This is a genomic window from Clostridioides sp. ZZV15-6597, from assembly GCF_020657815.1.
Taxonomy (GTDB): domain Bacteria; phylum Bacillota; class Clostridia; order Peptostreptococcales; family Peptostreptococcaceae; genus Clostridioides.
On the sequence record NZ_JAGWCT010000113.1, the window covers coordinates 1 to 12,901 of the forward strand.

Genomic DNA, 12,901 nt, shown 5'->3' on the forward strand with positions numbered 1-12,901 from the left:
AGTTAATATATGTGTATTAGTTGACTTTTACAAAAATATTATATAAATAAAATTGTGACAATAATAAAATAATAAAATGAAATTTAAGGCATTTGAACGTATAAATAACTTATGTAAATTACTAAATTGTTTTCTAATTAGTTCATATTAAGATTATTCATTAAATTCTAAAAAATAAGTAGAATAACTTGAATACTAGCAACTGCAAAGTTTTAGTAAGTTGGAACTTATAATATAGTTTTTATGAAGAAAAATAAATCAATAAATCATAATAAAAAATTTTCAGAAAAAATGACTTGAAGGTACTCTAGTAAGTAAAAAGTTTATAAGTGTAGAATTGAAATTCAGTAAAATTAATAGTGAGTTTAGCAAAATAAATACAAAATACTACAAGAATTAACGTAAATAGAAGTTATGACAAAAGGAAAACGATTTTCTAGGTATCATAATTTTGAAAATTAAAAAAATTAAAAATCATATTGACTGCTTTTTTTTCAGATTATATAATAAACACAAAATATTTAAATATTTAAAATTTAAATTGAACTTAAAAGATTATACACAAATAAAAAGGAGAGTGATGCATACATTAATATTGTCTATAAAGCAATATAAATTGGAACAATGCAAATAATTCGAAAAGTCATACAATTAAGATGATTTAAAAGTTTTAATTTTGTCAAGAAAAATTAAATAAAAATAAAAAAAACATCTATGTTTAAAGTATACATGTTAATTTTATTTAATTAAGAAAGTTGTACTAAATATTGCGAAGATTTTATAAATTATGAAACATAATTGACAAGTTTAAGTCAAAAATGTATAATTAAATAAAATCTCGTCAAAAGGTTTTCATTTAAGAAGAGATTGGACTTATTTTTTGGTAAAATGTAATAAAAAGTAGTAAAATTCAAATGGGGGTGCTTTAAATGGGTGAGAAACAAATCAAGTTTAAAGATGTAATTGTAATTGGATTTGCACTATTTGCAATGTTTTTTGGTGCTGGGAACTTAATATTCCCTCCATATCTAGGAGTTTTATCCGGAAGTAGCTGGCTAGTAGCTTTCATAGGATTCCTTTTCGCAGATGGTGGTTTGGCATTATTAGCAGTTATAGCAGCAACTAAGTTCAATGGAGACACATCAAAAATGTTTTCAAGAGCTGGTAAAGGATTAAGTATTGTACTAGGATGTGCAATGGTAATCTGTATAGGGCCACTTTTGGCAATACCTAGAACAGCAGCAACAACTTATGAAATGGGTATACTACCTACAATAGGTTCAGGAATAAGCCCAGTAATATTCTCTATAGTATTCTTTGCTATAGTATTGATTTTAACAATAAGACCATCAAAAGTTGTAGATATAGTTGGATCAATTTTAACTCCAGCTTTACTTATAGCTTTAGCAGTATTGATAGTTAAAGGTATTGTATCTCCATTAGGAGACATAAGAGATGCTTCTTTAATACAAAATGTGTTTTCAGAAGGTATAACTCAAGGATATCAAACAATGGATGCATTGGCAGCTAGTGTATTTGCATCAATTATAATCATGTCAGTAATATCTAAAGGATATACAGGTGAAAAAGAAAAGATGAAAGCTACAGTAAGTGCAGGTGTTATAGCGGTAATAGGTATGGCACTAGTTTATGGTGGATTATGTTACCTTGGAGCAACTGTATCTGAAATATATGGACAAGATGTTCAACAAACAGCTTTAATAGTTTCAATAACAGCAGCATTACTTGGAAATACAGGTAAGATTCTATTGGCTATTATAGTTGCATTAGCATGTTTAACAACAGCTATAGGTCTTTCTTCAGCAGCAGGTCAGTATTTCTCAACACTTACAAATGGAAAATTAAAATATGAGCATATAGTTATAGCAGTTTGTGTATTTAGTGCAATCATATCAAACTTTGGAGTAAGTACAATAATAAAATTCTCTTCTCCTATATTAAGTATGGTATATCCAGCAACTATAACTCTAGTTATACTAGCATTATTTAGTAATCAAATTAAAAATGACAACGTATTCAAATGCGCTGCATATATGGCATTGTTAGTAAGTGTATTAACAGTTGCAACAAGCTTTGGTGTAAATATTCCTCTAGTTAATAGCTTACCATTAGCTTCATTAGGATTTAACTGGGTAGTTCCAGTTTTAATAGCAGGAATAATAGGAAACTTTATTCCATCTCAAAGTAGTAAAGCTGTACAATAATAAAGAATAATTAATACATATAGGAATTGCCTTAAAGTGATTAAAATCATTTAGGAGGCAATTCCTTTTTGATATGTAAAACTTTATATGTAAATGAATATAAAATACAGTAGATTAAAGATAGATTATTGTTAGGTTGAACTTTGTTATATATATTTACAAATAATATTTATGATATGTAAAATATAAAGAATTTATTATTAATTTTAATGGTAAATAATGGAGTAAAAAATGATAAAATTTATAAAAAAATAAAGTATATAAGAGTATAATTACACTTTTATATACTTTTTTATATTATTTTTAAGTTTTTAATAGAAGATATTTAGAATATAGAAAGTTCATTTACTTAACTGAGAAAACTATAAAGCGTGTTATATTGAATATAAAATAGTATAATATATATTGTGTAAGATAATTAATATGAAAACATACAAATATAGAAAAAAGTTTGTTTAGAATTACAACTAATAGGTGTATTAATGTAATACTAATTTATTGGAGGTCTAAAAATGAAGTACATAGTAAAGAGAGATGGGACAAAAGAACTTTTTAGTAAAAGTAAGATTGAAGATGCTGTCTATAAGGCTAGTATAAATAGTGAAGGTGGAGTAGACAGAGATTTAGCATATGATATATCTAGAAAAATCGCTAATGATTATAATTCTATGGAGAAATGCTTATCTGTAGAAGAAATCCAAGATATAGTTGAAGTATTACTTATGGAATCAAATAGAAAAGATATAGCAAAACACTACATATTATATAGAGAAAGGCGTTCAGAAATAAGACATAAGGCTTGGGAGTTTGATGAATTACAAAAATCAATATGGAAAAATAAGTATAGGCATAATGGAGAAAGTTTTGATGAATGGATAAAGAGAATTTCAAATAACAGTCCAAGGATATCAAAGTTAATAAGACAAAAGAGATTTTTATTTGCAGGTAGAATTTTAGCAAATAGAGGTTTACATAAAGAAGGTAAAAAAGTAACTTATTCTAATTGTTATGTGATAGAGCCACCAAAAGATAGTATAGAAGATATTTTTGACACTGCAAAAAAACTTGCTAGAACTTTTAGTTATGGTGGAGGGGTTGGAATTGATATTTCAAAATTAAGACCCAAAGGTGCAAAAGTAAATAATGCTGCAAAATATACAACTGGAGCAGTGTCTTTTATGGAACTTTATAGCATGACAACAGGTTTGATTGGTCAAAGAGGTAGAAGAGGAGCTCTTATGATTTCTATGGATGTAAATCATCCAGAAATAGAGGAATTTATAGATATAAAAACCGATTTGGAGAAGGTTACTAAAGCAAATATTTCTGTAAGAGTAACAGATGAGTTTATGCAAGCTGTAAAGGAAAAAAAGCTGTATAATTGTACGTTTGAAGTTGAAACTACTGGAGAAAAAATAGTTAAGATAGTAAATGCATATGATTTGTTTAATAAGTTTGTTAAAAATAACTGGGATTATGCAGAACCAGGCATATTATTTTGGGATAAAATAAAAACATATAACCTTATGAGTGAAGATAAGGACTTTTGTTTTTCAGGGGTAAATCCTTGTGCAGAAGAGCCACTTCCAAGTGGAGGAAGCTGTTTGCTTGGCTCAATAAACTTATCAGAGTTTGTAATACAATCGTTTGGGGAACATGCTACCTTTGATATTAATAAGTTAAAATCTTGTGTTAGAGAAGCTGTGGTAGCTTTAAATGATGTATTAGATGAGGGATTAAATTTACATCCATTACAAGAACAAAGGGATAGTGTCTACAAATATAGACAGATAGGCTTAGGTGTAATGGGTATTGCTGACATGCTTATAAAGATGGGGATAAGATATGGTTCTGATAAATCTTTAGAATTGTGTGATTTAATTGGTAAAACTATGCTTAACGAAGCTGTAAAACAATCAGCTTTAATTGCTAAAGAATATGGGACATTTAGTGAGTATAAATATGAAAATATTTCTAAATCTAGATTTTTTATAGAAAACTTAAATGATGATACTAAAGAGATGGTTAAAAAGTATGGGCTTAGAAACTCACAACTCTTAACTATACCTCCTACAGGTTCTATATCTACAATGATAGGTATTAGTGGAGGAATAGAACCTATATTTAATCTTTCATATATAAGAAAAACTGAAAGCTTACATGATGAAGATGTGTACTATAAAGTATATACTCCAATAGTTAAAGAATATATGGATAAAAAAGGCATTACAGATGAAGAATGTTTACCAGATTTTTTTGTTACTGCTATGAACATAGGATATGAAGAAAGAATAAATATGCAAAAAGTATGGCAAAAGTATATTGATGCTTCTATATCATCTACAATAAATATACCTTTTGAAACTACAATTGAAGATGTTTTTAACATATATGTTATGGCATGGGAAGCTGGTCTTAAGGGAGTGACAATATTTAGAGATGGATGCAAAAGGAGTGGAATCTTAATAAATGAAAAAAAAGAAGAAAATAATAAAGAAAATAACAAAAAAGAAGATAATAAAAAAGAATCTTATAAAAATAATAAAGAAGAAAAAGATAATAAAGAAGAAAAATCCAAAGAATTAAAAAATAAAAATTTTGAAGAAGATGAAAAGTTTGTATGCCCTGAGTGTGGAAGTGAAGGAATTGCACACACAGGTGGATGTAGTATATGTTTAAAATGTGGATATAGTGGATGCAATTAAATTCTAAGTTAGTGGATTCTTAATATGTTTAAGACAATAATATTTTTACAGGTGAAAGATGAGGGGATAGTATGCAGAACAAAAGTGTGAGGGAGATTAAAGAAATAATTGAGACTTTAGAAGTTGAAAAGTATATGGAATATATAGAAATATTAAGAGTGGATGAAAGAAAATCTGTTCAAAGTCTGGCTATAAAGCTTGCCAAGAAGCTGGACAATATTAGAAAAGAAGCAGAAAGATTAGAAACTATAAATATGTTTGAAAATGAAGGATATAGTAAAGGCTATTTATATATTGGAGGAATTGATGAAGCTGGAAGAGGACCACTTGCAGGTCCTGTTGTGGCTTCAGTTGTAATGTTTAAGCAAAATACAAAAATAGAAGGCGTAAATGATTCTAAGAAACTAAGTGAAGCAAAAAGAGATGAGCTTTTTGAAGTAATAAAAAAAGAAGCATTAGATTATGGAATAGGGATAGTAAATAACGAAGAAATAGATGAATTTAACATATTAAATGCCACATATATGGCAATGAAAAAAGCAATAAATTGTTTAAAACAAACACCAGATTATTTACTTGTTGATGCAGCGACAATACCAGGAATTGATATAGTTCAAAATCCAATTATAAAAGGAGATTCAAAATCTATATCAATAGCAGCAGCAAGTATATTGGCGAAGGTTACTAGGGATAGTATAATGTATCAATATGATAGAGTATATCCAGAATACGGATTTAAATCTCATAAGGGATATGGAACAAAAGAACACTATGAAGCTATTGAAAAACATGGGATAACTCCTATACATAGAAAAAGCTTCTTGAAAAATATACTGTAAACATAATGTGATATAATATATACGATATAAATTACTATAATTAATGGGGGATTAGAGATGGATTATAATGAACTATTAAAAAATGCTAGAGAAAATTTAAATGGAAGTTGTAAAGTTTGTAAAGTTTGTAATGGAGTTGTCTGTGCAGGTGAAGTACCTGGTATGGGAGGTAAAGGAAGTGGTTCTTCTTTTATAGAAAATAGTAAGAGCTTAGAAAAAGTAAAAGTAAATATGAGAGTAATACATGATGTTTCAAATCCTGATACATCTATAGAAATATTTGGTAAAAAAATGAGTTCTCCTATATTTGCAGCTCCAGTAACAGGAACTACTTTAAATATGGGTGGAAAAATAAATGAAAGAGATTACATAGAACCAGTAGTAGCAGGATGTGCCAATAGTGGTATCTATGCAATGGTTGGAGATACAGCAGTAGATGCATTTTTAATGGAAAATTTAGATGTAGTTAAAAAGTATAATGGTGCTGGAATTGTATTTATTAAACCTTGGGACAATGAAAATATTATAAAAAAGATAAGACTAGCTGAAGAAGCTGGAGCGTTTGCAGTTGGAGTTGATATAGATGCTTGTGGTTTAGTAACTTTATCGCTACATGGAAAACCAGTGCTTCCTAAAAACATTGAGCAAATAAAAGAATTAGTTAAATCTACTAAATTACCATTTATATTAAAGGGAATAATGACTGTAGAAGATGCATTAATGGCAGTTGAAGCAGGTGTAGATGCAATAGTTGTATCAAATCATGGAGGAAGAGTACTAGACTGTACACCAGGAGCATGTGAAGTTTTACCAAAGATTGCTGAGGCTGTTAAAGGTAAAGTTACAATACTTGCAGATGGTGGAGTTAGAACAGGATTGGATGTATTAAAAATGATAGGTCTAGGGGCAGATGCAGTATTAATAGGAAGACCTTTTGTAACAGCTTCATTTGGTGGAGCAACTGATGGTGTAGAAACTTATGTAAATAAACTTCAATCAGAATTAAGTGGTTCTATGATATTAACTGGATGTCAAACTATAAAAGATATTGATGGAAAAGTTATATACAAATAAATTTTTATACAAAAAAGAGGAAAAATCATTTTAATGTAGAATAATTGTACAAAGGGGGAATTTATATGAGTAAAAAAGCTTATGAAGAAGCCTTAGTAGAATTGGAAAAATTTATTGATGAAAGAAAACAAATAGTTAAAAGTGCGGAGGAATGTATTGATAAGTACATAGTTGACAGAACGCTACCTTTTGATTACAAAGATAAATGTGTGGAATGGCAACAAGAGTTACTTGACACTCTAGAAGCACAGATTTTAGAAGCAAATGAATTAAATGTATTATTAAAAGAAAAAAAGGAACTTGAGGAAGATTAGGTTTTGTTGACCAAGTGTAAATCAGTAATATGATTTACACTTGGTTTTTTTAGGAAATCTAAGTTAAAGTATGGTAATAAATATGATTAATCTAAAAAATAAAACCAGTCTTCAAGACTGGTTTAATTATTACTTTTCGGATTTAGAATATGTTTTTTCATTTCTTCCAATACGATTGTATAAGATTTACATTGAGCAGCAGCTAATTCCGACAAAGCAAATCTCTGAGCTTTATTTAGAAAGTCCTTATCTGTACTACATAATTGTTTTGAACAATCTTGTATCATAAGCATCTTAATTAATTTTACAATCTCAAAGACATCTCCTGAATGAAATTTATCATGGTATAATTTAAGCCGTTGCTTTCTATCAAAAATCCATATACCATCTATTTTATCAATTGATTGGATAAAATTATCAACTTCATTTTCGTTCATAATTGGACGTACACCAATCTTGTCAGCATTCAAAACGGGAATCGAAATTTTAAGAGTGCTATTGAAAATGACAGTTAATTCATAGTATTTCTGCATATGTTTATTTATTTCCTTTGTTACAATATCACTTACATAACAGGCTCCTTCTTTTGGATACATCACACTTTCACCAATATTATACATATGTTAGTTATACCTCCAAACTGAATTTTAGATATTGCAATTGGGGTACAATGCTTTAATTATCTAATAATTAATATTATATCATAAAACTATTGACAAGTCAAAGGTATTAATATATAATAATAAGTTTATCATCAAAGATAGATAAAACTGACTATAAAAATATAATATAAAATGATTTAAAATATTGAAATATTATGTTAGTATTGTATAAAATTATAGACTAACTATATTTAGTAATTATTAGTTTTTTGCAAAATCTCTTAATTTAAAACTTCCAGCTGTTACAAATACTATTCCAATAAGTATTAGAACGATTACATTTATTAAGATACTATCATTGATTCTAAGGGCATTTATAGTCCAGTAAAAAGGTGTAAGCTTTGATAGATTAGTCATAAATGATAATTCACTCATTGATGGTATCAGACTAGATATAGATATAGCTAAACCTATTAAAGAATAAAATGTAGTTACAAGGCTTATAGAACTTTCATTTTTAAATACTCTAGCTATCCAAAATACAAATCCAGTGGAAACAAAACTATTTGCTAGTACAATCATTAATATGTTTGGGGTTAATTTAAAATCCCCAACAAATGTAAGGCATCCAAGTATTACAGTGTATAAAATTGCTTGAATAAAAAATAACCCTAAGAGTATACTAAAAATTATTTTTATATCTTTATGTTTTGTAGAAATAAGTCTCCTTAAAACATTTGATTTTTTTAATGTAAATAAGTCAGAGGCAAGATACGCTGCGTTAATATACATAAAATAACATATTAAGAAAACTGTTAAAAATGAATCTGTGTTTTTATCAGGCTTATTATCAACTATACTTGTTTTAGTTAATTTTTCATCCATATTTTTATCTATTTTTGATTTTAAAGAATTATTGATAAAAGATTCTATTTCTGATTCTGCCCAAAGACTACCACCACCATTTTCAGTTTTGAAACATTTAACAGCAGGTCGTTTTAAGTTATCTATGTCAGTTGAAAAGTTTTTGCCCAAAACAAATACTGCAGAAACTTTATTATTTTTTAGTAAGTTCATAGCCTTATCTTCTTCATTTAATCTAAATGTGTTTTCCTTTAGCTTTGAATTATTTATCAATTTATGTTCATATTTTCCTGAAGAGTTAGAGACAACTGCTACTGGAGAAAAATACATTGATTGATTGTCTGATTTACTAGAAAAAAGGTTAAGAGAAACAATTAATATAATAGGAATCATGACCATACTAGCTAAAAGAGAAGGATTTTTTATATATCTTTTTATATTTGCAAGAATTAGTCTAATCATTATTAAATCTCCCTCCATTTATATTTTTCTTTTACAATAGAGAGTATAATCAATATTGTAGAAATAATTAAGCATGTTACAATTAAATTACTTATTGAATTTAAAGTCTTGAAACTTTCATAATCACTATACAGAGTTCCTATTAAATAAGTTGGAGATAAACTTACAAACTTACTAAAAGCTTCACTTACCATGTTAAAAATACCTCCAAAAATTGTTTGTAAGAAAAGTAATATATAGACTATGAATGTACCATATTTTTTACTAAAAAAACTAGTTACAAAAGTAGATATAGAAGTCATAAAATATGACGATATAGCACATATTAAGGTTAATGTGGCAAGATTACCTTTAAATGTTATTCCAAGTATCCTAAAGAATAAAACATATAATAATAGAAATATAAATGAATAAATCCATAAACCTACAAAGTCGTAAATTAAAAACTGTACTCTAGTTATAGGCATAGAATAAAGTCTTTTTGAAAGCCCTTTTGATTCACCTATATAATTTGATAAAATATTATTCATTATAAAAATTATTACAAGGAATCCTAATGAAACTAAAGCAAAGTATTCATATGAGTTTTGTTCAGTATCACTTTTTATTATAGAATTGGCAATAGAACTCTTATTAAACAACTTAGAAAACTCTTCTGAACTTAGTTTTTGAGAATTATTTAAATATAATTTTTCATGATAAGTATTTAATATATTTTGAAGTAGTACTGCTATGTCATCTCTAGTTCCAAGTTTTTCTATACTTAAAGTATTTGATTTTTCCTTTAAAATATTGTTTTCGTATCCTTTAGGTATTGTAAGTTTTAAATCTACATCAGAATAATCTTTCTGTATTTTTAATACAGAAGATAAATCATCTTTTAAATAATTTGTCAAATTATTTGATAATTTGGAATTATCTTTATCATATACAACAATTGACATAGGTTCTGTTTTTATAGGATTTTGAAACATATCTTCTGTTACCATTCCAAGGAACCCAGCTAAAAGTAGAGGTAGAGCTAAGAAATATATCAAATTAAGCATGAATGAGCTTTTCAGACCTTTTAACATAGTTTTTACACTTATATATAATTTCATAAAATCACCCCCATTAGTCTCTTAAATTTTTACCTGTTAGATTTAAGAATACATCTTCTAAACTAGGTTCTTCATAAGAGATACGTATTACTTTTGAATTGTTTTTGTCAACAGCAGAAAGTACATCTGTTAACTGAAAGTTTTTATCTACATCTAATGTTACTACTGAAGTATTTTCTAAAACAGATATAACACCTTTAATATTTTTTAAATCAAATATAAGTTGAGCATTTATATTTTTTATTTCCATAATTAATTTTGTATTTGTAGATACTATTGATTTTAGGTAATTATTATCCCCAAAAGCAACTTCTTTACCTTCATCCATAATAAAGATTTTAGAACAAAGATGTTCAACCTCTTCCATATAATGAGATGTATATATAATAGTAGTTTTTTGCTTTTCAGATATATCTTTTATAAAATTAAAAATGTGATTTCTTGATTGAGGGTCAACACCTACAGTTGGTTCATCTAATATTAATATTTTAGGATGATTTAAAAGTGCTATCCCAATATTTAATCTTCTTTGCATACCACCAGATAATTTTTTCACTTTTTTCTTTTTAACTTCAGCTAGACCTGTAACTTCCAAGGCTTCATTGATTCTCTCTTGAAGCAACTTACCCTTTAATCCATAAAAAGCTCCAAAGTATTCTAAGTTATCAAAAGGAGTTAGTGTTTCCATAACTGCTAACTCTTGTGGAACTAATCCTATTATGGATTTTGCACTCATAGGATTTGCTGACAAATCTACACCATTTATTTGAATATTACCGCTATTTGGTAAAGTAAGATTGGTAATTATATTTATAAGTGTAGATTTTCCAGCACCATTTGGGCCAATAAGCCCAAATATTTCCCCCTCTTTAACAGAAAAACTAATGTTATCAAGTGCTAACTTATCATTAAATCTTTTTGTTATATTATTTACTTTAACTATATCCATAAAAATCCCTCCCAAAATGTTTTTGTGTAATTTAAAAATCTATAATATTATAATAAAGAATTATTAGGTGTATTTCTATTACTATAAGTCACTAAAAAAAGTGACTTAAGTCACTTTATAGTTTTAGCTTTATTATAAGTTAAGTTTTTGAAAATTTTGTTTATAGTTTAGACTTTTTATTGACATACTATATTACAATTTTATTTTTGAAAGCAAATATAGCCAATTGAGTCCTATCTCTAAGCTCCAATTTACCTAAAATATTAGTTATATTATTTTTTATGGTACCCTCAGATAAAAATAATTCTTGACTTATTTCTTTATTACTAAGTCCATGTGCAATTAATTTAATTATGGATATTTCTTTTTCAGTTAAATTATATATATTAGAAATATGCTCATGTTCAACAGTTTTTTCAGCTGACATGATTTTTTCAGCTACATTTTTGTCAAGTACAATATTGCCAAAAAATGAAGAGCGTATCCCCTCATGCAATACTTCATCAGAGCTGTCTTTTAAAAGGTAACCTGAAGCTCCAAACTTCATTGCATCTTTTATATACTCATCATCATTAAAGGTAGTTAAAATTAATAGTGCTATTGACTCATCATATTCTTTTATAAGTCTTGTACCTAAAACACCATCACAAATATTCATTCTAATGTCCATAAGAACAACATCTACATCATTTGACTTACAAAATTCTAAAGCCTCATATCCATTAGAGGCATCTCCAATTATCTCCAAATCATCATAAGATGACAATATAATCTTAAGACCTTTCCTAATTAATTTTTCATCATCAACTATAAGAACTTTGATTTTACTCAAAAAAATCACCCCCTAAAAATTTGGGAAAAGAAGCTCTAATTGTAAATCCATCATTGTGATTATCAAATTCAACTTTTCCATTTAGTTCATATATTCTTTCGCTAATACTGTTAATTCCATTTCCTTTTTTTATATTTTCACATCCTATACCATTATCACTAATCGTAATTATAAGATTTGAAGGATTAAATGTTATAAAAATTTTGATTTCACTTGCTTTTCCATGTCTTGATGCATTGGAAAGCGATTCTTGAATAAGTCTATATAAAGCTATAGACTGAGCTCTAGATAGGCTCCAAGTGTTTTTTGATATAGTTAGTCTTACATTAATATTTGTAAGCTTAATAAAGCTTTTAATTAGTTCTTTAATTTTAAACAAATTTTGATAATTTTCATATTCAATAGGCTTTAACTCAGAGATAGCTCTTCTAACATCTTGAAAACTTTCATTTACGAATTCTCTAAGTTCATGTACTAAATCAGATACTTCGGGCTTATCATTTAAGAGCTTTTCTATGGCACTTAACTGTATTATTGTTGTAGAAAGAGAATGTCCAACACTATCGTGTATTTCTCTAGATATTCGGTTTCTCTCTTTTAAAATGGCTAGTTCTTCTATAGAACTTGCATAAATTTCTAAATCAGAATTAGATTTTTTTAATTTATCTTTAGAAATTCTAAGTTTATCATAAAGGCTTTGATTGTATAGTTTAGATATATTTTCACTTTCTATATATATAGAAAGTATAGATATAATCAATAATATTGAACTTGATTCCAAAGCTAGATACAAGTTTTTATCTAAACTAATAATAAAAGAAGATACTATAATGAAAAACAATAATATGTATTTGTATTTTTCATTTATAAAAAATGATATGTCCAAAATTAAAGGAACAAAGTAAAGTGAATTAAAAGTCTTTGTATAATTATAC

At 27.2% G+C, this 12,901-nt stretch carries 11 protein-coding genes; 5 read left to right on the forward strand and 6 right to left on the reverse strand.

Going from position 1 to position 12,901, the window contains the following annotated elements; all coding sequences use genetic code 11:
- Positions 1-929 precede the first annotated feature (929 nt).
- From brnQ to KGF52_RS17895, 5 genes are all read left to right on the forward strand, one after another.
- Positions 930-2,225, forward strand: coding sequence for a branched-chain amino acid transport system II carrier protein (brnQ, locus tag KGF52_RS17875; protein ID WP_227841101.1), 1,296 nt, complete (start codon positions 930-932; stop codon positions 2,223-2,225).
- Between the two features lie 512 nt (positions 2,226-2,737).
- Positions 2,738-4,930 carry an adenosylcobalamin-dependent ribonucleoside-diphosphate reductase gene (locus tag KGF52_RS17880; RefSeq protein WP_227841102.1) on the forward strand — a complete coding sequence of 731 codons (2,193 nt, stop codon included), beginning with the start codon at positions 2,738-2,740 and terminating at the stop codon, positions 4,928-4,930.
- Positions 4,931-5,001: 71 nt separating this feature from the next.
- A complete protein-coding gene (locus KGF52_RS17885) occupies positions 5,002-5,769 on the forward strand; it encodes a ribonuclease HII (RefSeq protein ID WP_227841103.1) in 768 nt (255 codons plus the stop codon).
- Positions 5,770-5,826: 57 nt separating this feature from the next.
- On the forward strand, positions 5,827-6,843 hold the full coding sequence (locus tag KGF52_RS17890; protein ID WP_227841104.1) for an alpha-hydroxy-acid oxidizing protein: 1,017 nt from the start codon (positions 5,827-5,829) through the stop codon (positions 6,841-6,843).
- 65 nt (positions 6,844-6,908) lie between these two features.
- Positions 6,909-7,157, forward strand: coding sequence for a hypothetical protein (locus tag KGF52_RS17895; RefSeq protein ID WP_227827159.1), 249 nt, complete (start codon positions 6,909-6,911; stop codon positions 7,155-7,157).
- Positions 7,158-7,279: 122 nt separating this feature from the next.
- Here the strand turns inward: KGF52_RS17895 and KGF52_RS17900 are convergent, their stop codons facing one another.
- The 6 genes from KGF52_RS17900 to KGF52_RS17925 form a co-directional block, all read right to left on the reverse strand.
- Complete coding sequence (locus KGF52_RS17900) at positions 7,280-7,777, reverse strand: CarD family transcriptional regulator (RefSeq protein WP_227841105.1); 498 nt, start codon at positions 7,775-7,777, stop codon at positions 7,280-7,282.
- A gap of 243 nt (positions 7,778-8,020) precedes the next feature.
- Entirely contained in the window at positions 8,021-9,085 is a 1,065-nt protein-coding gene (locus tag KGF52_RS17905; RefSeq protein WP_227841106.1) for an ABC transporter permease, read from the reverse strand.
- A gap of 2 nt (positions 9,086-9,087) precedes the next feature.
- Positions 9,088-10,185 carry an ABC transporter permease gene (locus KGF52_RS17910; protein ID WP_227841107.1) on the reverse strand — a complete coding sequence of 366 codons (1,098 nt, stop codon included), beginning with the start codon at positions 10,183-10,185 and terminating at the stop codon, positions 9,088-9,090.
- A 13-nt stretch (positions 10,186-10,198) separates the two neighbouring features.
- A complete protein-coding gene (locus KGF52_RS17915; protein WP_227841108.1) occupies positions 10,199-11,134 on the reverse strand; it encodes an ABC transporter ATP-binding protein in 936 nt (311 codons plus the stop codon).
- A gap of 187 nt (positions 11,135-11,321) precedes the next feature.
- Positions 11,322-11,966: a response regulator transcription factor gene (locus tag KGF52_RS17920; RefSeq protein ID WP_227841109.1), complete on the reverse strand. Its 645-nt coding sequence runs from the start codon at positions 11,964-11,966 to the stop codon at positions 11,322-11,324.
- Positions 11,959-12,901 (reverse strand): sensor histidine kinase (locus KGF52_RS17925; RefSeq protein ID WP_227841110.1); only part of this gene is annotated, 943 nt, incomplete at its 5' end. The genes KGF52_RS17920 and KGF52_RS17925, both read right to left, overlap by 8 nt.

Excerpts from the sequence above, each read along its gene's own strand:
- KGF52_RS17915 (WP_227841108.1), bottom strand. The coding sequence starts at position 11,134 with ATGGATATAGTTAAAGTAAATAATATAACAAAAAGATTTAATGATAAG.
- KGF52_RS17895 (WP_227827159.1), top strand. The coding sequence starts at position 6,909 with ATGAGTAAAAAAGCTTATGAAGAAGCCTTAGTAGAATTGGAAAAATTT.
- brnQ (WP_227841101.1), top strand. The coding sequence starts at position 930 with ATGGGTGAGAAACAAATCAAGTTTAAAGATGTAATTGTAATTGGATTT.
- KGF52_RS17880 (WP_227841102.1), top strand. The coding sequence starts at position 2,738 with ATGAAGTACATAGTAAAGAGAGATGGGACAAAAGAACTTTTTAGTAAA.
- KGF52_RS17910 (WP_227841107.1), bottom strand. The coding sequence starts at position 10,185 with ATGAAATTATATATAAGTGTAAAAACTATGTTAAAAGGTCTGAAAAGC.
- KGF52_RS17890 (WP_227841104.1), top strand. The coding sequence starts at position 5,827 with ATGGATTATAATGAACTATTAAAAAATGCTAGAGAAAATTTAAATGGA.
- KGF52_RS17900 (WP_227841105.1), bottom strand. The coding sequence starts at position 7,777 with ATGTATAATATTGGTGAAAGTGTGATGTATCCAAAAGAAGGAGCCTGT.
- KGF52_RS17885 (WP_227841103.1), top strand. The coding sequence starts at position 5,002 with ATGCAGAACAAAAGTGTGAGGGAGATTAAAGAAATAATTGAGACTTTA.
- KGF52_RS17905 (WP_227841106.1), bottom strand. The coding sequence starts at position 9,085 with ATGATTAGACTAATTCTTGCAAATATAAAAAGATATATAAAAAATCCT.